We start from the raw sequence: 20,676 nt of genomic DNA on the forward strand, positions 1-20,676 counted from the left end.
CGGCTTTTTTCATACTCGGGAACTGGTGAGCCGCTCAGTCGATGAATTCGACCGTGGCGCCGACCTTCACCATCTTGGCGAGTTCGGTCGCGTCCCAGTTGGTCAGGCGCACGCAGCCGTGGCTGTTGGTCTTACCGATCTTGGAGGGTTCCGGCGTACCGTGAATGCCATATGTGGGCTTCGAGAGCGCGATCCAGACATTGCCGACGGGGCCGTTCGGACCCGGCGGAATCTGGAGAATGCCGTGGTTCTCACCCTGCTTGAAGTTGATCTTCGGATTGTAGGTATAACCCGGATCAAGCGCGATACGGTCGACCGTATGCGTGCCGGACGGCGAGGGCGTATCCGATGAGCCGATGGTCGCCGGATAGGCGGCAATCAGCGCGCCGGTATCGTCATAGGCGAAGACCTGCTTCTGTGCCTTGTCGGCGACGATGCGCGTCACCGTACCGGTCTTGCGCTCGCCGGGCGAAATGACCTTGATGATGGAGCCGGGAATGGTGAAGTCGACGCCCGGATTAAGTTCTTTCAGATAGGCCTCATCCATGTGGAACCGTTCGGCCAGCGCTTCGGTGACCGAGGTGTAGGACATGGCAGGGAGCTGTGCCTTGAGGCCGTAATCCTCCGGAATGGAAGCGACATAGGGGCCTGCGGCGTCTTCCGGGGTGATCGTGTAGTTGACGATGGGCAGGCCACCGCTGACGCTGAGGCGCTGCATGATGTCTTCGGAATTGGCGGGGTCGAGCCGCTCGCCCGTCATCGTTTCGTAAGCGGCCAGCGCCTTGGCGACGTTCGAGCCGTTGCGGCCGTCGATGACACCGGGGGAGGCGCCTTCACGATCGAGGAAGGTTTGCAGCGCGGCGATTTCCGACCGCGACTTGCCGTTCAGCGCCAACGGCGTCTGGGGGCGAACGGTCACTTCCGGGCGTGCGTTCTCTGTCTCGAGGGAGGCGAGCGTTTCGGTCGGTTCGTCCTGTGCGGCCTCACCCTGCTGGCCGGGGAGCGGTTGGGCATCGAGCGGCGTGCGCTCTACCCGCGTCGGTGCAGGAATAGTGCCGGTCGCGATGTCATCGCCATTGCCGCGATAGGTGCGGTAATCGGGAACGCCGCCATAGGCGTCGCCAGGGCGTGCGTTGCTGGGACGCGGGAAGTAGGTCTCGGCCGGAATTTCCAGCGCTACCACATTGCCGGAATGATCAAGCAGCACGCGGCGGCCCATGCGGTCGCGGCTGATGACGACCGAACCGCGCTCCGGCGTGTAATCGAGCAGGTCGCCTTCGGGGCTGACCAGCACCATCTCCGTAAAGGGCCGATAGGTGCTCTGGGCCGCGGCGCGCTCTGCCAGCGGGACCTGGAACAGAACGGCAAGCGCAAGGCCGAGGCTGGTGGTTCTGGAAAGCGTCACGGCGAATCTGATCCTTGTAATCTTATGCACCCATCTCTCACATGGTAAATTTGACGCTAATATGGAAAGAGTGAACTTAGGGTGAAGGTAACGTTAATTTGTAACGATTCCCTGTTGTTGTCGGTTTGCGCCGGGTTTTGGCCGCCGCGCGGGGAAGAGGCGGAAGTGAGGCTTTCATGATCGAGTTTTCGGCAGCGCACGGTCCCGTGATCCTTCTCGATCCGACCTCCGTCCTTGATATCGGCAAGGTTTTCGTGGGCTGCGTCGACGTATCGCCCGGCCGGGCCATTCCCGATGACGGCGATCCGCGCATCGACCATTCGCTCGAAGGTTTCCTTTTCACCTGCGGGCCGGACCATATTCGCCATCCCGAGCCGGTGGAGGGGGCTGGCGAGGGCGTGCGCTATCCACTGCACGGCTCCTTTTCGGCGAGCCCCGCCGAAAACGTGGTGATGCATCGCGTGGGTGACGATGCACTGTGCTGCGGGGAGGTTCCCGTGCGGCTCGCCAATGGCGGCCATGCCCGGCTTTACCGTCGCTGGCGGATCGATGGCGTGACCGGTGCTGTGTCGTTGGAAGACCGGCTGGTCAATGATGGCGACCGTCCTTTCGCACCGATGCTTATGTATCACATGAACCTTGCCGCCCGGCTGTTCGACCCCGGTACGCGCCTTTCCGGCGCGATGCTGGAGGGGGGGGCGCTCCCCTGGGCTTTTGGCGAGGGAGACGGCGGCGTGTTCTGTGTGGCAGCAGGAAACGCCGGAGAGGCCAAAGTCCGGCTCGGTCCTGTTGCCTCGCTTTCCGGGCTGTCACTCACAGTGGGGTTCTCCACGAAAACGCTGCCGTTCCTGCAGGTCTGGCGTAACCAGTCGGCTCCAGCCAATGTTCTGGGCATCGAACCTGCTTCCCATCGCTGGACCAAGCGGCCCGATCTGGCGGCAGCCGGAGAGCTCGTGCCACTCCAACCGAGTGAGGCCGTGGAATACCGCCTTTCCTTCCTCTTTGCCGTGGGGGAATGACGGGCGGATGCATTGACGCAACCCGTTGCGGACCTTACATCTTGTTCGATTCACGAAAGGAACGACGATGTTCGACATCAGGGAAATCGACGGTGAATATTCCGTCAGCGGCCAGATCAGTGTCAGCGATCTCGACACGATCAAGGCCCTTGGTTTCAAGTCAATCGTTTGCAACCGTCCGGATGAGGAAGAACCCGGCCAGACGCCGTTTTCGGTGATCGCCGCGCGCGCTGCCGAACTGGGTCTGGAAACGGCCCATGTGCCTGTCGGACGGATGGGCGTCGATGCGGATGCCGTTGCCGGCATGGTGGACGTGCTGGACGAACTGCCGCGTCCGATGCTGGCCTATTGCCGTTCCGGAGCGCGTTCCACCGCGATTTACGAAAAAAGCCAACACATGCGCGGCTGAGGCTGCGCATTCAGATCCCTAAAGCCCCTTTTCAATCACAGGAGCATATCATGACCATCAAGCGTATCGAACCCGGCGCCCGCATGAGCGGTGCAGTCGTTCACGGCAATGTCGTTTACCTCGCCGGCCAGGTTGGCGACGGCAAGACCGTGACGGAACAGTCGAAGTCGGCGCTGGCTGAAGTCGATCGTCTGCTGGCCGCCGCCGGCTCCAGCAAGGCGAAGATCCTTCAGACGATCATCTACCTTTCCGATATGTCCACCTTCGGCGAAATGAACGCCGTGTGGGAAGGCTGGATCGACCCGAAGAACCCGCCGGCCCGCGCCACCAGCCAGGCTGCTCTGGCAACGCCGGACTACAAGGTTGAGTTCATCGTCACCGCTGCTCTCGATTGAGCGGGTTTCCAAAGCAATGATCAAGGGCCGGGAAGCAGCGCTTCCCGGTTTTTGAATGGAAGGCCAATGCAATCTGAAGATCGGAAACGGATGCGTAATCGAGCCGTCGCCGACGGAAGGGTGATCGGTGAGGCTGACTTGCCGACTCTGGTCACATTCTGGATCGGATCTCATCTCCCCGATTTTCAAAGATTGTGCCTGCAAAGTTGGCGGGCCATGGGCCACGACGTTCTTTTCTACGCCTACGAGCCCGTTGACAACTTGCCGGAGGGAATGGCGTGCCTGGACGCTGAGACGGTGTTTCCACGGGCGGAACTGGACGATCCCGAACGCAACATACCTCTGGTAATCAAGTCGGACATCTGGCGGATTGCTATGTTGCGCAAGGGACTGGGTATCTGGTGCGATTCCGATCTATTGCTGCTGAAACCAATCCAATGGCCAGAAGGACTTCTTCTCGGGGTGGAAAAGCACGGATTACCGTGTGTTGCCGTCATGTGGTGGCCGGCGGATCATCCAGCGCTAACTGAAATTCTCACGGCTTTTGAGCGTCGCGAGGATGGGGCTTGGGCGCATCTCAAGCTCCGCTGGAGGCGCTTTGCAAAAAAGCTGATCGGTAAACGATTAGATTTCACATCCTATCCTTGGAACCATTGGGGCCGCCACGCCTGCGCCTATTATGTGCGCAAATACAGGCTTCGTTCCCGGCAATTGGGCTATAAGGCTTTTTATTCGGAAGAGTGCTATTCTGACGCTCCATTTCGCGCGGGAAGTTCTCAGCATCTTCTCGACGATCCGCAGGTCGTTGGGTTGCATTGCTTTCGCAAATCGCAAGAATGGTTTGACGCGGCCCCGAGCACCAGCCTGATCGGCTGGGCTAAGGAACGTTACGCCAAGGCTTGAAGCTAGATACGCACAGGCTGGTGTTTGCGAGCACCAGCCATCCTACCTTTTCTCGCGAATGTCAGTCAGCGTGCGGGCAGGCGTGATCGCCTCCGGATCGAGGATGATCTCGATGATCGACGGCTTGCCGCTGGCGCGGGCGCGTTGGAAGGCGCCTGCGAATTCTGCCGTCTCGCGGACGGTTTCGCCATGGCCGCCATAGGCGCGGGCAAGATCGGCGAAATCCGGGTTGGTGAGACCAGTCGCGGAGACACGGCCCGGATATTCCCGCTCCTGATGCATGCGGATGGTGCCGTACATACCGTTGTTCACCAGAACCGTGATGATTGGCAGGTTATAGCGCACGGCGGTTGCGAATTCCTGCCCGTGCATCATGAAGCAGCCATCGCCGGCAAAGCAGATGACTTCGCGGTTCGGGAACTCGGCCTTGGCCGCGACGGCGGCGGGCAGGCCATAGCCCATGGAACCGGAGGCCGGGGCGGCCTGCGTCGCATAGCGCTCGAACCGATGGAAGCGGTGCACCCAGGTGGCGTAGTTGCCGGCACCGTTGGTGAAGATTGTATCCTTTGGCGTGTTGGCCTCGATCCATTCCATGATCGGACCCATGTGAACGGCGCCGGGACCTGACGCGGGCGGTGTCGACCACTTGAGATAACCGGCATGCATCGCTTCGGTGCGGGTCGCCCAGTGCGGCTCGGCCTTCGGTTCCAGCCCCGCAAGGGCGGCGGCGAAATGCTTCGGCGCTGCGGCAATCGCCAGATCGGGGCGATAGACGCGGCCAAGTTCTTCCGGTTCGGGATAGACGTGAACGAGCGTCTGCTTCGGATAGGGAATGTCCATCAGCGTATACGACGACGACGGCATTTCCGAGAAACGGCCACCGATGAGAAGCAGGAGGTCCGCGTCTTTCACTTCCTTGGCCAGCGCCGGGTTGATGCCGATGCCGACATCGCCGGCATAGGAGGGGCTGGTGTGGTCAAACAGCATCTGGCGGCGGAAGGAGCAACCAACCGGCAGCTTCCACGTCTCGGCGAAAGCGCGGATTTCGGCCACGCTCTCTTCGTCCCAGCGGGTGCCGCCGAGGATGACCAGCGGGCGTTTCGCCTTTTCCAGCAGGTCGCCAAGTGCTGCGATCTGGGCTGCGCCGGGATGGCTTTCGACGGGCATGTAGGGTTTTGCGGCCGGCGCATCGGCGAGCCTGACCAGCATGTCTTCCGGCAATGACAGCACGACCGGGCCGGGGCGGCCCGAGGTCGCGACGGCGAAGGCACGGGTGACGAATTCGGGAATGCGGGCGGCATCATCGATCTCGCCAACCCATTTGGCGAATTCGGTGAAGGCGCGGCGGTATTCCACCTCCTGGAAGGCTTCACGTTCGCGGGCGTCGCCCTGCACCTGGCCGATGAACAGGATCATCGGGATCGAATCCTGCCGGGCCACATGCAGGCCGGCGGAAGCATTGGTGGCGCCCGGCCCGCGCGTGACGAAGCACACGCCCGGTTCGCCGGTCAGGCGCCCCCAGCAATCGGCCATCATCGCCGCGCCGCCTTCCTGACGGCATACGATGGTTTCGATGCCGCTTTCATAGAGTGCGTCGAGTACGGCAAGATAGCTCTCGCCCGGCACGCAGGAAACCCGCTTCACCCCGTTTGCCTTCAGGGCCTCGACGATCAGTTGTCCTCCGGTTCTTTCCATGTTGTCCTCCCAGACAATGTCTCAGTTCTTGTTGCGCGCCTCGAGTTCCGCGAGAATTTCCGCGCGATGCTCGCCGAGTTTCGGGCTAGGGCGCTGATAGGTCAGCGGCGTTTTCGACATCACGATGGGATTGCGCACGCCGGGAATGCTGACCCCATCGGCGGTTTCGAGATCGATGCGAAGACCACGAGCTTTGACCTGCGGGTCCTCGAACATTTCGCCGATGGTGTTGATCGGGCCAGCTGGAACGGCATTCTTCTCGCAGGCAGTCAAAAGGTCGCGTTTCTTCCACTTGGCCGTCTCAGTGGAAACGATCCGCCGCACCTCGGTCTTGTGGGCGACACGGGCCTTGTTGGTGGAAAAGCGCTCATCTTCGGCCACGCCATCGAGGCCGAGGATGGTGCAGAGCCTCGCAAACTGGCCGTCATTGCCGACGGCAAGGATCAGGTGCCCGTCTTCTGTCGGCATGACCTCATAGGGGCTGATATTCGGGTGGGTGTTGCCGAGACGGACCGGTGACTTGCCGGAAACCAGATAGTTGAGGTTCTGGTTTGCCATCACACCGGCCTGCACGTCGAGCAGCGCCATGTCGATCATCTGGCCTTCGCCGGTCTTCATGACGTGGATGAGGGCGGCCTGAATGGCGGTGACGGCGTAGATGCCGGTGAAGATATCGGCAATCGCAACGCCTGCTTTCATCGGTTCGCCGTCCGGCGCGCCGGTCACGGACATGAAGCCGGACATGCCCTGCACGATGTAATCATAGCCGGCGAAATCGGCATAGGGGCCGGTCTGGCCGAAACCGGTGATCGAGCAATAGATCAGCTTCGGGTTGATGGCCTTGAGGCTCTCGTAATCGAGGCCGTATTTCACGAGGCCGCCACGCTTGAAGTTCTCGATGACGATGTCGGCATCGCGGATCAGATCGAGCACGATGGCGCGGCCTTCTTCCTCGCGGAAGTCGATATCGATGGAGCGCTTGCCGCGATTGGTGGAGTGGTAATAGGCCGCGGACAGGTTCTCGCCGTCCTTGCCCTCCACGAAGGGCGGCCCCCAGGCGCGGGTATCGTCACCGCCTTTCGGGTTTTCCACCTTGATGACATCCGCGCCCATATCGGCCAGCATCTGACCGGCCCAGGGACCGGCCAGCACGCGGGCCAGTTCGATGACGCGAATGCCGGCAAGCGGCGGTTTCCTCTCGCTCATGGCGTTTCCTTCCGGGCAATGAAAATCAGGGGGTCGTGGTTTCCTGAACGGCGGTAACGATCGGTGCCTTCACGCGGCGTTCCCGCCAGATGATGTAGAGGCCTGATGCGATGATGATGGCTATGCCCAGCCACTTCATGCCATCCGGGAAGTCGTTGAACACCAGCCAGCCCAGCGCAGTGGCCGAGACGATTTCCATGTATTGCAGCGGCGCGAGCGTCGAGGCCGGGGCGTAGCGATAGGAGAAGACGCTCAGGATTCCGGTAAAGGCGGCTGCCAGGCCGGTTGCCAGCATGAAGCCGAGGTGGGGTGTATCCGGCCAGACGGGACTGAAATCCTCCAGCCCGGTCAGTTGCGCCGCAGCCATGATCGCAAGGCAGAAGCCGAGCCCCCATAAACCGGTCTGGAACTGCATGGAAAACGGGTTTTCCTTCTGCGCCTGCATGCGCGTCAAAAGCGCGAAGACGGCAATTGCAAAGGCTGCGACGACGGGCAGGAACGCAATCGCCCCCACTTCCTGAAAACTCGGCTGGATGACCAGCATTGCGCCGAAGAAGCCCACGGCACAGGCCGTGTAGCGCCGCCAGCCGACTGTTTCCTTGAGAAAGATTGCGCCAAGCACGGTGAGGATGACTGGTTCCACGAAGAAGATGGCGATGGCGTCCGCCAGTTCCATCACCCGCAAGGTGGTGACAAAAGAAAGCATCGAAATGGTGATCAGCGCACCACGCATGGCGTGAAAAGCCTGCGTGTTGCGGCGGGTGCCCTGTTGCAAGGCTTTCGGACCGGCCCGCCATAGCAGAAAGGGCACCATGACGAGAGCCTGTACCAGAAAGCGCCCCGCCGTGATCTCCACCGGCGGCAAGGTTTCTGCGGCCAGTTTCGAGAAAACGTCGATGAGCGGCGCAGCGAGAATGGAAATCATCGCGTAAGTGATGCCACGGCTCACGCCCGGCACCGGCGCAGACGCAGCGTTTGCGCTGGGATTGCGTGTCATGTCGGTGTGTGTTCCTCATGGCCGGGCAGCCAACCCCCTGAATTCCTCGAATTCAAGGTATAGCCACACGGCAGTTTCAGTGCACTTGATATAAACTCATGGCCTTATTCCATTTCGGCAAGGCCGCGATGCTTCCGGCTCAGGCCAGCACCTTTTCCATAAAGACCCGGTGCAGGCCTTTTTCCACCGCCCGGTGGGTTTCGATATAGCCGCGCTTGGCATAGATCGCCTGGTTCTCGGTCATGATGACCTGCGTGTAGAGGCGGATACGGGCAAAACTCATGGCACGGGCGATACTCTCCGCGTAGTCCAGCAGGATGCGACCATAGCCCTTGCCCTGGGCGGTGGGGCTCACGGCAACATTGTCAAGCAGGAGGCAATCCTCCTCGGGAATGAGTACGAGAACGCCGGCAACGCCGGTTTCATCGCGCAACACATTGACACGTCCCGCCGCGATCAACGCTGCGTAATCGTCCTTCATCGGCCCGGGCGTCAGGCCGTTGCGGTCAATGTAATGGGCATAGGCGGCCATGACGATGGCCTGAACCGCCGCCTGATCCTCAGGGTTGGCTTTCTCGATGACTGGCATGCCGTCCTCCTTGATGACCGAGGGCTGTTTCACACCATGCGGCAAGTTCCGCGATCGCCTCTCGGCTGCCGGTGTCATGAAACGTGTCATGCCTAGTATATCGGTATATCGAATGTTTTACAGAGCTGAAGCCGTCATCCCGCAGCCTTTTTGCAAGCTTTTCGATGGCTTTTCCGCCATCGGTTCCAGGGTCTTCGCCGCCGCCCAGAAGAAAGACGGGTCGCGACCGGGCACGGGCATAGCCGGCGCGGGCCGGCCAGCCGGCAATCAGGTCGAAAAGGTCGAGCCAGAGCGAGACGGTGGCCGGGTTGTTGCAGAGGGGATCTGCCAGCACGGCATCCACTTCCGCCGGATCATGGCTCAGCCAGTCGGCATCGGTGCGGCGGCCGGGGATCGTGGCGTTCCACGCCTGAAGCGTCAGGCGGGGCAGGAGGTCGGCGGGTACGTCCGAGCCCTTCAGCGCGCGTTCGGCCTTGAGGATGAAGCGGGCAAGGCCGATGAGGAAGGCGCCGGGCACGGCGTTCATGTTCCACGGGGCCACGCCGGCGAAGCGCTCGGGCGCGGTCATCGCAACGTTAAGAGCAATGAGGCCGCCCATGGAGTGACCGAGAAGGAAGACGGGCAGGCCGGGATGGAGCCTTTCCGCATGGTCGCGCACGGCCAGCACGTCGGCTATCACGAGGTCTGCGCCACCACGCCAGGCAAAGCGGCCGCGCGGGGCATCGGGTGCGGTGGTCAGGCCGTGGCCGCGATGATCGTGGGCAAGCGTTGCAAAGCCGTGTTCCGCCATCGCTTCGCCAAGGCCGCCATAACGTCCCGCATGTTCGCCAAGCCCGTGGCAGACGATGAGAACCGCGCGGGGCGTTCCCGCAGGCAGCCAATACCGCATGGCAAGCGAGGCGCCGGTCGGGCTTTCGAGGCGTTCGACGTTTTTCATCCAGGCAAATCCTCTCTCAAGACAATGCGTGGCGGGAAAGGCAGGTGCGCCGGTTGCCCCCCGGCCTGAATTCGCCTACATAGCGGCTCAAATCCCATTCCCCCTTGCGGAGCTTTAGAGCGATGGCGCGTCAGTTCATCTACCATATGACGGGGCTTAACAAGTCCTACGGCAACAAGAAGATTCTCGAGAATATTCACCTCTCGTTCTATCCCGACGCCAAGATCGGTATCCTTGGTCCGAACGGCGCCGGTAAGTCCACCGTGCTGAAGATCATGGCCGGTCTCGACAAGGAATGGACCGGGGAAGCCTGGCTGGCTGACGGCGCGACCCTCGGCTACCTCGCGCAGGAGCCGCAGCTCGATCCGAACAAGACCGTGTTCGAGAACGTGATGGAAGGCGTCGCCCACAAGAAGGCGATCGTCGACCGTTACAACGAACTGATGATGAACTATTCCGACGAGACGGCGGACGAGGGCGCCAAGCTGCAGGACATCATCGACAGCCAGAACCTCTGGGATCTGGAAAATCAGGTCGAGATGGCCATGGACGCGCTGCGCTGCCCGCCGGGCGATGCCGACGTGACCAGCCTTTCGGGTGGTGAAAAGCGCCGTATCGCGCTTTGCCAGCTTCTGCTGCGCCAGCCCGACCTGCTGCTGCTCGACGAACCGACCAACCATCTTGATGCCGAAACCATCGCCTGGCTGGAAAAGCACCTGCGCGAATATCCGGGCGCCATCCTGATGGTGACCCACGACCGCTACTTCCTCGATAACGTCACGGGCTGGATTCTCGAACTCGACCGTGGTCGCGGCATTCCCTACGAAGGCAACTACTCGGCCTATCTTCAGGCCAAGGCCAAGCGCATGCAGCAGGAAGCCCGCGAGGAGGCCGGTCGCCAGAAGGCCATTTCGCGCGAGCAGGAATGGATCGCTTCTTCGCCCAAGGCCCGTCAGGCCAAGTCGAAGGCGCGTATCAACGCCTATAACGAACTGGTCGATTCCGCTGCGGAGCGCCGTCCGTCCGACACGCAGATCGCCATCCCGATCGGCGAGCGTCTTGGCCGCGTGGTCATCGAGGCCGAGAACATCACCAAGTCCTACGGTGATCGTGTTCTTATCGAGAACCTCTCCTTCAAGCTGCCGCCCGGCGGCATCGTCGGCATCATCGGCCCGAACGGCGCCGGCAAGACGACGCTGTTCCGCATGATCACCGGTCAGGAAAAGCCGGATTCCGGTTCGATCACCATCGGCGACACCGTCGATCTCGGTTATGTCGACCAGAGCCGTGACTCGCTTGCCGCGAACAAGACCGTCTGGGAGGAAATCTCCGAGGGCAACGATATCCTCAAGCTCGGCAAGTTTGAAATGAACAGCCGTGCCTATTGCGGCGCCTTCAACTTCAAGGGTGGCGACCAGCAGCAGAAGGTCGGCAATCTCTCTGGCGGTCAGCGTAACCGCGTTCATCTCGCGAAGATGCTGAAGGGCGGCCACAACGTTCTCCTGCTCGACGAACCGACCAACGACCTCGATACGGAAACGCTGGGTGCGCTCGAAGATGCGCTGGAAAACTTCGCCGGTTGCGCCGTCATCATCTCGCACGACCGCATGTTCCTCGACCGTCTGGCCACCCACATTCTCGCCTATGAGGGTGATGGCCATGTGGAATGGTTCGAAGGCAACTTTGAAGACTACGAAAAGGACAAGGTGCGCCGTCTTGGCCCCGATGCGCTCAACCCGAGCCGCATGAGCTACAAGCGCCTGACGCGCTGATTGACCCGACATCGCGCCTTTTTTCGCGCGGTGCGTGTCCAGTCTTCAATACCCGGTACGTTTTGGCGTGCCGGGTATTGTTTTTTGCCCGTCATTACTTGCCTGCGACAATTTACACCGGCTTCAATCGCTCCCTCCTACTTTGGTTTAGTAAAATTGTGTCACTTTGGGAGCGAGGCGCCGTGACCGTTAAGAACATATTAATTGGTACTTTTCTGTTTTTCAGCATTGTGCTGGCTCTGTTGACCGGGCAGGCCAATTACGCCGCTTATTCAGCCTATCAGACCAACCAGACAGTTGCCGTGCTGGCGCGTCTGGATGAGGCCCTTTTCAATGTTCTTCTGAGTTACCGCAGCGAGCGCGGGGATGGCGCCTCCGCCCTGAGCCTTCCCATCGCCAAGGCTTCCGGTTCGATCAACAGCATGAGCACACAGCGCCAGAAGGTGGATGCGGCCATGCAGGAAGCGCGCAGCTTGGGGGCCGGTGCCTCCAACGCGGCCGTGACATCGGCGCTGGCCTCGGTGGGCGCGGTTTACGACAAGGTGCTGAGCCAGCGGCAGGCCATCGACAAGGCGCTTTCGGTGGAACTCGACAAGCGCGAGGCCGGCCTCGACAAAGCAGTTCTCGATCTTGGCCAGCAATTCCTGATGACGCTTGAAGAGGCCTCCACCGCGCTTGAAGGCGAAGTGCGCACGCTGGACGGTGAACTGGTCGATCTCATCCAGATCCGGTCGCAGGCCTGGGCCGTGCGTGCCAATGGTGGCAGTTCCGCCATTCTCTTCAATGCCGCGATTGTCGGCGCCCGTCCGCTCACCGTCACCGAGGCGGCTAAAGTGGCCGAGCTGGAAGGTGCAATCGGTTTTGGCTGGAATGCCGTCAAGGTACTGGTGAACCACGCCGATACGCCGGCCGCGTTGAAGGAAGCGTTCGCCAATGCCGAGAAAGGTTATTTCGGCGGTGACTTCAAAGTCTTGCGCGACAAGATCATGACACAGATTCAAAATGGTCAGGTCGCTGCCATCGGTATCGACGAATGGCGCCCCGCCGTGACCGGCGCGCTTGGTACGATTGCGGGCGTCGCCTCCAAGGCCGTGGCGGAACTGAGTGCCGTTGCCCGTGAACGTTCCGACGACGCCTTTAACAGGCTCGTTCTGCTGGCGGTTGCGCTGGTTGGCGTCGTTGTGCTTGGCGTGGCGAGCATGGTTCTGGTGATCCGCCGTATCATCAACCCGGTTTCCGCCCTGACGCGTTGCATGACAGTTCTGGCCGAGGGCCGCCTCGACATCGATATTCCGGGCGCCGGTCGTTCCGATGAAATCGGCGAGATGGCCCGTTCGGTCGAAGTGTTCCGCGAGGCGGGCCTGCGTAACCGCCAGCTTGAGCGGCAGGCCGAGGAGGAGCGGGTGCGTTCGGAAAGCGAGCGCGAGGAACTGCGTCTGCGCGCTGAAGCCGAAGCGGAGCAGCGGATGAACAACGCCATGGCGACGCTTGCCACCGGCCTGCAGCGGCTGGCGAGTGGAGACATGCTGTGCGAAATCGCCGAGCCGCTTGCGCCGCAGTTCGAAAACCTGCGCTCGGATTTCAATGCCTCCGTCGGGCAATTGCGTCAGGCGCTGTCCACCGTCGAACATGCTGCCGGTTCTGTCGGTAGCGGCAGTTCCGAGATTTCTTCGGCCACTGGCGATCTTGCCAAACGGACCGAACAGCAGGCCGCCGCGCTGGAGGAAACCGCTGCCGCGCTCGAAGAGATCACCTCTAACGTCAAGGCCACCAGCCACCGTACGGTCGAGGCGCGCAATGTCGTGTCGGATGCCAAGACGCGGGCCGATCAGTCGGCGATCGTTGTTCGCAACGCAGTCGTTGCCATGGAGCGCATCGAGAAAAGCTCGGAACAGATTGGGCAGATCATCAGCGTTATCGATGAGATTGCCTTCCAGACCAACCTTTTGGCTTTGAACGCCGGTGTTGAAGCAGCCCGCGCCGGTGATGCGGGCAAGGGCTTCGCCGTTGTGGCGCAGGAAGTGCGCGAACTGGCGCAGCGTTCGGCGCAGGCGGCCAAGGAGATCAAGTCGCTGATCTCCAATTCGGCCCATGCGGTGGGCGAGGGCGTGAAACTGGTGAACGACACCGGCGCGGGTCTCGCCGCCATCGAAAAGCTGGTGCAGACCATAAACGAGCATATGGATGCGATTGCGACCGCAGCGCATGAACAGTCCGCCGGGCTCGCGCAGGTCAACACGGCCGTCAACCACATGGACCAGTCCACCCAGCAGAACGCGGCCATGGTGGAAGAGATGAACGCGGCCAGCGTGGCGCTGGCACAGGAGAGTGCGGGGCTTGGCGCGTTGTTGCAGCAGTTCCGTCTCGGCAATGGGGCCGCCGCCCTGCACCAGACCGCAAGCCGGATGCGGGAGGCTGCGCCCGCCGCCCGCCCTGCGGTGCCCGTTCAGCGTTCGCGCCCTGCGCCGCGGTCGGCTTCGGCCGCCACTGCTGCCGCCAAGGATACGTGGGAAGAATTCTGATCCTGTTCCAGCAATGTAAAATCCGAACGGAAGGGGGCGGCAACGCCCCTTTTCATATTCACGGGGACTGTTCCATTCGCAGGCTTGCCAAGGCCGTATCAATCACATAAAGATATGTTTATATCTTGATTGACTGTGTGATTGGGCATCGTGGCGACATTTGGTCTGGACAAGCTGGTTGATATATTGAAGGCGGCAGGGGAGGCAACCCGGCTGCGCCTTCTCGTGCTGCTCTCCGCCGGTGATCTGACGGTGACGGACCTGACCGACATTCTCGGCCAGTCGCAGCCGCGCATTTCCCGCCATCTCAAGCTGCTTGCCGAAGATGAACTTGTCGAGCGCTATCAGGAAGGCGCCTGGGCTTATTTCCGGCTGCGTCGCGATGGCGCGGCGGCGGAACTGGTGCGGGCGATCCTTGCGACCACCGATCCTGCCGATCCCGTTCTGGTGCGTGATGCGCAGCGCCTTGTGGCGGTGAAGCAGACGCGTTCGGAGCGGGCGCAGGCCTATTTCAGCCGCAACGCCTCCGAATGGGATGAGTTGCGCCGCCTGCATGTGAGTGACGAGGCGGTGGAAGCCGCATTGCTCGATGCCGTGGGCGCCGTGCGGGTCGGTTCACTGCTCGATCTCGGTACCGGCACGGGCCGCATGCTGCAACTGCTGGAACATCTCTACGATTACGGCACCGGTATCGACGCCAGCCGGGACATGCTGACGGTCGCCCGCGCCAATCTGGACAAGGATGGCATCGTCAAGGCGTCCGTCCGCCAGGGCGATATCTTCAACCTGCCGGTGGACGGGCAGGAGTTCGATCTCGTCACCATCCACCAGGTGCTGCACTTCCTTGACCAGCCGCAACTGGCGCTGAGCGAGGCGGCGCGGGTTCTCAAGCCCGGCGGACGGCTGGCGGTCATCGACCTCGCTCCCCACGTACTCGACCATTTGCGCGAGGAACACGCCCATGTGCGCATGGGCTTCTCGCATGACGTCATGGCCGAATGGCTTGGCAAGGCCGGCCTGACGGTTGAACGCATCATCGACATTCCGCCGGGAGGACAGGCGGAGCGGGCACTGACGGTAACGATCTGGCTGGCGCGAAGCCCGGTCACGGTCGCCACCGTCTGAACCGCGACACAACAAGAAAAGCAGGAGAAACACCCATGGCAACGCCCCTTCTGAGTGCTGCGGAAATCGCGCGGCTGAAGATTTCCTTTGAATTCTTCCCGCCGAAATCGCCGGAAATGGATGGCCAGTTGTGGGATACGGTGGCCGATCTCGGCGGCTGGGAGCCAGATTTCGTATCGGTGACCTATGGCGCCGGCGGCTCCACCCGTGAGCCGACGCTGGTGACGGTGCGCAAGCTGATTGCCGAAACCGCCCTGCGCACCGCCTCGCATCTTACCTGCGTCGGCTCGTCGAAGGACGAGGTGCACCGCGTTGTCGAGGAACTCAAGGCGGCGGGCGTCCAGCGCTTCGTGGCGCTGCGCGGCGATCCGCAGGAAGGTCCGGGCTCCACCTATCGCGCGCATCCGGAAGGCTACGCCAACGCCGCCGAACTGGTGAAGGGGCTGAAGGCGCTGGGCGACTTCGACATCTCGGTATCCGCCTATCCGGAAAAACACCCGGAAAGCGAGAGCGTCGCCGTCGATATCGACATGCTGAAGCGGAAGGCCGACAATGGCGCCGACCGGGCGCTGACGCAATTCTTCTTCGACAATGACCAGTTCGAGCGTTACCTCACCGCCGTACGGGCGGCGGGCATCACCATTCCGGTTCTGCCGGGCATCATGCCGATCCAGAACCTGACGCAGCTCAAGCGTTTCGCCGGCCGTTGCGGCACCAGTATTCCCGCTTTTCTGGATGAGCGCTTTGCCGGCACCGAGGATGATGCCACGCACCGCTTCGAAGTTGCCGCCGATGTCGCCGCCGAGCAGATTGCCGATCTCGTGCGCCGGGGCGTCAGCGATTTCCATCTTTACACGATGAACCGTGCACCATTGACGAATGCGGTCCTGTCGCGGCTCGGCCTTGCCCGCAAGGATGCGAAGGCGGCCTGACATTCGAGGAATGTACCAACTCAAGGGAAGGGGCCTGACGCGAAGTCAGGCCCCTTTTTCTTGCCGTCCAAGCGCACGCGGATGGCGTCAGGTCATCGGCGGTGCGGATCAATCAGGGCAGCGGTCATTCGGTGAATGGTTTGGCCGGCGGCTATGACGCCGGCTCAGGCTTCAGGCGACCCGTTCAGATGAACAGCATGGCCGCGATGAAAACAAACGCTGCACTGACGATCAGTCTATTGAGTGAGTTGGTAATTCCCATCTCTGCCTCCTCGCGTTTACCAACCGATAATATGTCGGTTTTTTGTCGCTTGGGAAGCCGGATTCGATTGTGCGCTGCGATCCGTCGGATTCATGCGGATCGGACCAATTATCCATCACTTTGAAAATATTATTCTATCAGCGAGACGAATATGAGCGAAAAAAAGAAAAAGGGCCGCTTTGTCGCAGCCCTTTTTCGACTTTCGTCAAATGGATGAGACGGCTCAGAGCGCGTCGAGGAGGGCGCGAGTCGGCCAGCCGTCGGCCGGCATGCCCAGGCGCTTCTGCTCCTTCTGCACGGCGATGCGGGTGCCCGAGCCGAGGATGCCGTCGATCTTGCCGACATCGTGGGTGATGGTCTGGAGCTTCGTCTGCAGCGCTTTCATGGCATCGACATCGAGACCTGGCTCCGGGTTACCCTTCTCGTAGGGCTCTGCGCCCATCAGGCGCGTCGCGAAGTAGGCGGCCGAGGTGGTGTAGACGAAGGACTGGTTCCATTCGAGGTAGATGTTGAAGTTCGGATAGGTGATGAAGGCCGGTCCGAAACGGCCCTGCGGCAGCACGAGGGCGGCGGGCAGGGCGGCAAAATTCTTGTTGCCATCGCGCGGCTGGACGCCGAGGGCGAACCATTCGCCAGCGGTCATCGTGCCGCCGAGGCCGGACTTTTCGAAGGGCAGATCCTGCGGGATCTTCACTTCCTGAATCCACGGCTCGCCGCGGCGATAGCCGAGGCTGTTGATGAACTTGGCGGCGGTCATGATGGCATCGGGCGCACTGGTCTTGAGGCGGACATGGCCATCACCATCGCCATCGACGCCCTGCGCGATGATGTCCTTCGGAAGCATCTGCACCTGACCGATTTCACCGGCCCAGGCCCCGGTTTCGACCGCCGGGTCGAAATCGCCATGCTGCACCATCTCGATCAGCGACAGAAGCTGCGGCCGGAAGAGTTCCGGGCGGCGGCAATCATGCGAAAGCGTGACCAGCGCGTTGCGGGTGTTGAAATCGCCCTGCACGGCACCGAAGTCGGTTTCCATCGCCCAGAAGGCGGTGATGACGCCGGCCGGCACGCCGTATTCGGCTTCCGCGCGGTCGAACACGGACTTGAGCTGTGCGATCTTCTGCTTACCGGTGTTGAGACGGCTCTGGGAAACCGTGCGCTGCGAAAATTCGGTAAATGTCTGGCGGAACACACCCTGGGCGCGGTCACGCGAGAGAACCTTCTGGTCGATGGTTGCGCCGGAAAGCGTCTTGTCGATCGCCTCGGCGGAAAGACCCTTTTGCAGCGCTTCGGCCTTCACGCCTTCCAGAAATGCATTGAAGTCGCCGCCGCAGGCCGCCTGCTGCGCAGAGGCCGAGCCGGCTGCAACCGCGCCGAGCGCGATGGAGAGAGCGATGGAACGAGAAAGTGCGCCGAACATCATGAAATCCCTTGTCTGGCGCGAAGCCGTCTTTTTCGCTGCGCGCCGCATATATCTGTCAGAGGGTTTTCAGGAAGATTGTGACAGAAGCAAGAAAATAAGGCTTTTCTGACGGAAAATGCCGTCAAGTTGATTTCTGGCGATGCGCGGCGGCCACGAACCGCCGTGTGTCACTTGTTCATCGCGACCAGCCAGCGCTTCCAGTTCTGCGCGTCTCCGGCGAAGACGTTGATGTCCGTGCTGCCCTTGATGCCCGGAATGGCACCCGTCGCCGTGTACTGCCAGAAGGCCCAGCGACGTTCATCGTACTTTTCGGATGGATGAGAAGCCACCGAGCGGACCCAGAAATAATAGTCCTTGAACTGGCCGACGAGATTGTCGCGATGGAAATCGACGCTCGTATAGATGATCGGACGTTTTCCGTAATAGGCTTCGAGGCGATCCATGAAGCGCTGCATTTCCGAACGCACGGTCAGCGGGCTCGGCTTGTACTGGCAGGTCTTGGAATCGTGGTTCCATTCCACGTCCAGAACCGGCGGCATCTTCATCGCCGCCTTCGGAATGTTGGCGATGAACCAGTCGGCCTGTTCGTCGGCACTCGAGCACCAGTAGTAGAAGTGGTAGGGCGCGTGCGGCAGACCGGCTGAGGCGGCGGCGCGCCAGTTGCCATCGAACTTCGGGTCGATCGTGTCCTTGCCTTCCGTGGCCTTGATGAAGGCGAAGGAGACACCTGACTTGCGCACCGAGAACCAATCGATATCGCCGTTCCATTTGGAAACGTCGATGCCGTGGATCTGATGCTTGTGGGGATTGCGTGCGCCGAAATCCATCGGCTTCGTATCCTCGAAACGCGGGCTGATCGAGGCGGTTTCAATCATGTCGTAGCCCACGGCCGTGCAGCCGCCGAGCAGCATCGTCAAAGGCAGAAGCGCCAAAAGAAACCGTTGCATGGTTTGCCCGTTCATCGCGTTGCCGCCCCTCCACCTTCCCCTATCCGGGTGGCGAGCGGAGAGAACGCGGGTCCAGTGGGCGCGTCTCCTAACGCATATTCACCATAACAACGTAAACAAACGCTTAGAGCAAGTGGTTAACCGACGGTTTACGCTCCACGATGGCACGGATGGCATAGCCGCCGCCGAGGGTGCGAACGGTCAGACCCAGCCCCCTTTCGCGGCAAATCGCTTCCAGATACGGGACCATCTCGTCGCGCGGGGTGACGTGGAATTTTTTCAGCCAGGTGCGCAGCCCGGATCTGAACCAACGGGGCAGGTGGGCCTGATCACCGAAATCGACGATATGCAGCGAGCCGCCGGGCGAGAGCGCATCGAGGGCAGTGACGATGGTGGCCCGCCAGTCCGGGATCATGGAAAGCGCATAGGAAATCATGATGCGGTCGAAGCCGGGTACACCGAATTCGGCCGGCGTAAACCGCGTTGCATCGCCGGCCACGAAGCTCGCATGCAAGCCGGTGGGGGCGAATTTGGCGCGCGCGGTTTCCAGCATCGCGCGGGAGATGTCGAGCCCGTAAAGCCGCAGACCGGGAAAGCGGCGGGACGCGAGCATCAGGTTGCGGCCCGTGCCGCAGCCGAGTTCCAGCAGCGTTTGGCCAGCCGAAGCCTCAAGCCCGGCGATCGCGCTGTCGCGGCCGAAGAGATAGTATTTGCGCGTCGCATCGTAGATGTGCCGCTGGCCGCGGTAGACGCGATCCATCAGGCGGGCGTGATCGACGTGTTCGGCGGTGTTCTCGCTGCTCATGCGTCGTTCAGTTCGTAAAGGTGGAAGCCGCCATAGATTGCGGAACGGTCGTTGTGGGTGAAGGCCAGCGATTCCGTCTCGCGGTAGGTCCAGCGGCTCGTCAGGCCGGGATCGAGCCTGTCGGCGAGGATCGAGGCCTCGGCGGCGGTGCGGAACACGACCCGGGCGCCGGGCGCCGCGGTGCGGGTGATCTCCCGCCATAGCCCGTTGAGCTGATGCGGGGTCATCCAGTCCTGCGCATCGAGCAGACAGTAACGGTCGACGGAGGCTTCCGGTTTGCGGGAAAGCAGATCGGTGACGCTTTCGTGGTGCACCTCGACCCGGGGTGCCGCCTTCTTTATGGCGTCGTAATAATCGGGGCGGAGATAGGCCGGCAGCGGGCCCTCGCCGGGGGCGGCATAGCGCCGGGCAAAGGCCTGCCAGGCAAAGTAATTATTCTCGATGGGAAAGCCGCAGGCCAGCCGGCGCAGACGATTCTTGAGGACCGGAGCCACCGAGCCATCGGCTGAAACGCTTGCCAGTTCATCGAACTGCTGCGGCGGAATGCCGAGGCCGAAGAGCGAGCTTTTGCGGCTGGTGGCCCAGCGGATGGCCGGCTTGTCGAAGAGGGGGGCGACACGGGTCTCGAAGAAATGCTCCTGCTCCGCGATGGAGCGGGCAGCCGTGATGTCCTTCAGTTTCACGCCATGCAGCCGGGCGATGGCGTGGCCTGTGCCGATGAAACGGCCAAGCAGGCCCTTGTGATAGATATTGCCGTTGAAGACCGTGATGCGACGGCGCGCCGTCAACCCGCGATGGTTCCAGTGGTCGCGGGTTTCCTGATCGAGGTGGGGGGCAATGAAGCGGTCATAGGCTTCGACGTTACCGCGCTTCTTGTGGCCGATGAAGTGACGCAGCACATCTTCATAGGTCGGCAGATGCCGGAAGGCGGCAAGCTTCAGTCGGTTGAGCGCGATGTGGTGACGGTTCAGATCGACCACATCGATGCGGCCGGGCAGGCGGGAGAGGTAGGCCAGCATGTTGCAGCCGCCGGAGCCGATGGTGACGATGCGGTGACCTTCGGCCAGAGCCATGGCCTCCATGTCGACTTCCGGGTCCTCCCAGATCTGCGGGTAGACGAGGCCGGAAAAAAGCAGGCGGAAAAGGCGTTCGGACAGGCCTTCCGCCGAAAGGGCGGAGTGGCGCAGCATGGCTTCGCCGACCTTGTTCTCGCCCCCTCTGTACTCGCCATTGTCGATCAGGGTACGTTCGTGCCGTGCCATCGCGTCCATCCGGTCTGTGAAGCTTCCGGACGTCATAGGCGCGTGATGCAAAGGAATGATGACAGTGCGTT

Annotated in this window: 18 protein-coding genes; 8 read left to right on the forward strand and 10 right to left on the reverse strand. The window is 61.6% G+C overall.

Going from position 1 to position 20,676, the window contains the following annotated elements; translation table 11 throughout:
• Positions 1 to 34 precede the first annotated feature (34 nt).
• Entirely contained in the window at positions 35 to 1,405 is a 1,371-nt protein-coding gene (locus GGQ66_RS18170; RefSeq protein WP_370686388.1) for a L,D-transpeptidase, read from the reverse strand.
• Positions 1,406 to 1,581: 176 nt separating this feature from the next.
• Here GGQ66_RS18170 and GGQ66_RS18175 point away from each other — a divergent pair, with 176 nt between their 5' ends.
• The 4 genes from GGQ66_RS18175 to GGQ66_RS18190 all read left to right on the forward strand — a co-directional run bounded on the left by GGQ66_RS18175 (position 1,582) and on the right by GGQ66_RS18190 (position 4,131).
• Positions 1,582 to 2,424, forward strand: coding sequence for a DUF4432 family protein (locus tag GGQ66_RS18175; RefSeq protein ID WP_183794240.1), 843 nt, complete (start codon positions 1,582 to 1,584; stop codon positions 2,422 to 2,424).
• 67 nt (positions 2,425 to 2,491) lie between these two features.
• Entirely contained in the window at positions 2,492 to 2,833 is a 342-nt protein-coding gene (locus GGQ66_RS18180) for a protein tyrosine phosphatase family protein (RefSeq protein ID WP_183794242.1), read from the forward strand.
• A gap of 50 nt (positions 2,834 to 2,883) precedes the next feature.
• Positions 2,884 to 3,228 (forward strand): RidA family protein, encoded by a 345-nt coding sequence (locus tag GGQ66_RS18185; RefSeq protein ID WP_183794244.1) that lies wholly within the window; start codon positions 2,884 to 2,886, stop codon positions 3,226 to 3,228.
• 66 nt (positions 3,229 to 3,294) lie between these two features.
• Positions 3,295 to 4,131, forward strand: coding sequence for a glycosyltransferase family 32 protein (locus tag GGQ66_RS18190; RefSeq protein ID WP_183794246.1), 837 nt, complete (start codon positions 3,295 to 3,297; stop codon positions 4,129 to 4,131).
• Between the two features lie 42 nt (positions 4,132 to 4,173).
• Here GGQ66_RS18190 and GGQ66_RS18195 read toward each other — a convergent pair whose 3' ends face one another.
• The 5 genes from GGQ66_RS18195 to GGQ66_RS18215 all read right to left on the reverse strand — a co-directional run bounded on the left by GGQ66_RS18195 (position 4,174) and on the right by GGQ66_RS18215 (position 9,555).
• On the reverse strand, positions 4,174 to 5,826 hold the full coding sequence (locus GGQ66_RS18195; protein WP_183794248.1) for a thiamine pyrophosphate-binding protein: 1,653 nt from the start codon (positions 5,824 to 5,826) through the stop codon (positions 4,174 to 4,176).
• A gap of 21 nt (positions 5,827 to 5,847) precedes the next feature.
• Complete coding sequence (caiB, locus tag GGQ66_RS18200) at positions 5,848 to 7,032, reverse strand: succinate--glutarate CoA-transferase (protein WP_183794250.1); 1,185 nt, start codon at positions 7,030 to 7,032, stop codon at positions 5,848 to 5,850.
• Between the two features lie 25 nt (positions 7,033 to 7,057).
• Complete coding sequence (locus tag GGQ66_RS18205; protein WP_183794252.1) at positions 7,058 to 8,029, reverse strand: DMT family transporter; 972 nt, start codon at positions 8,027 to 8,029, stop codon at positions 7,058 to 7,060.
• A 139-nt stretch (positions 8,030 to 8,168) separates the two neighbouring features.
• On the reverse strand, positions 8,169 to 8,618 hold the full coding sequence (locus GGQ66_RS18210) for a GNAT family N-acetyltransferase (RefSeq protein WP_183794254.1): 450 nt from the start codon (positions 8,616 to 8,618) through the stop codon (positions 8,169 to 8,171).
• Complete coding sequence (locus GGQ66_RS18215; RefSeq protein ID WP_183794256.1) at positions 8,590 to 9,555, reverse strand: alpha/beta fold hydrolase; 966 nt, start codon at positions 9,553 to 9,555, stop codon at positions 8,590 to 8,592. The genes GGQ66_RS18210 and GGQ66_RS18215 overlap by 29 nt, the downstream gene beginning before the upstream one ends.
• Before the next feature lie 122 nt (positions 9,556 to 9,677).
• Between GGQ66_RS18215 and ettA the strand changes: the two genes are divergently transcribed.
• The 4 genes from ettA to metF all read left to right on the forward strand — a co-directional run bounded on the left by ettA (position 9,678) and on the right by metF (position 15,906).
• A complete protein-coding gene (gene ettA, locus GGQ66_RS18220; RefSeq protein ID WP_183794258.1) occupies positions 9,678 to 11,327 on the forward strand; it encodes an energy-dependent translational throttle protein EttA in 1,650 nt (549 codons plus the stop codon).
• Positions 11,328 to 11,509: 182 nt separating this feature from the next.
• Positions 11,510 to 13,849: a methyl-accepting chemotaxis protein gene (locus tag GGQ66_RS18225; protein ID WP_183794259.1), complete on the forward strand. Its 2,340-nt coding sequence runs from the start codon at positions 11,510 to 11,512 to the stop codon at positions 13,847 to 13,849.
• A gap of 141 nt (positions 13,850 to 13,990) precedes the next feature.
• Positions 13,991 to 14,974, forward strand: coding sequence for an ArsR/SmtB family transcription factor (locus tag GGQ66_RS18230; protein ID WP_183794261.1), 984 nt, complete (start codon positions 13,991 to 13,993; stop codon positions 14,972 to 14,974).
• Positions 14,975 to 15,009: 35 nt separating this feature from the next.
• Positions 15,010 to 15,906: a methylenetetrahydrofolate reductase [NAD(P)H] gene (gene metF, locus GGQ66_RS18235; protein WP_183794263.1), complete on the forward strand. Its 897-nt coding sequence runs from the start codon at positions 15,010 to 15,012 to the stop codon at positions 15,904 to 15,906.
• A gap of 485 nt (positions 15,907 to 16,391) precedes the next feature.
• Here the strand turns inward: metF and GGQ66_RS18240 are convergent, their stop codons facing one another.
• The 4 genes from GGQ66_RS18240 to GGQ66_RS18255 all read right to left on the reverse strand — a co-directional run bounded on the left by GGQ66_RS18240 (position 16,392) and on the right by GGQ66_RS18255 (position 20,605).
• Positions 16,392 to 17,588, reverse strand: a complete 1,197-nt coding sequence (locus GGQ66_RS18240) for a lytic murein transglycosylase (RefSeq protein WP_183794265.1) — start codon at positions 17,586 to 17,588, stop codon at positions 16,392 to 16,394.
• A 170-nt stretch (positions 17,589 to 17,758) separates the two neighbouring features.
• Positions 17,759 to 18,538 (reverse strand): glycoside hydrolase family 25 protein, encoded by a 780-nt coding sequence (locus GGQ66_RS18245; protein ID WP_183794267.1) that lies wholly within the window; start codon positions 18,536 to 18,538, stop codon positions 17,759 to 17,761.
• A gap of 124 nt (positions 18,539 to 18,662) precedes the next feature.
• Positions 18,663 to 19,343: a class I SAM-dependent methyltransferase gene (locus GGQ66_RS18250; protein ID WP_183794269.1), complete on the reverse strand. Its 681-nt coding sequence runs from the start codon at positions 19,341 to 19,343 to the stop codon at positions 18,663 to 18,665.
• Complete coding sequence (locus GGQ66_RS18255) at positions 19,340 to 20,605, reverse strand: BtaA family protein (protein WP_183794271.1); 1,266 nt, start codon at positions 20,603 to 20,605, stop codon at positions 19,340 to 19,342. The genes GGQ66_RS18250 and GGQ66_RS18255 overlap by 4 nt, the downstream gene beginning before the upstream one ends.
• Positions 20,606 to 20,676: the final 71 nt, after the last annotated feature.

It is taken from the genome of Allorhizobium borbori (assembly GCF_014196535.1).
GTDB classification, from domain to species: Bacteria; Pseudomonadota; Alphaproteobacteria; order Rhizobiales; family Rhizobiaceae; genus Ectorhizobium; species Ectorhizobium borbori.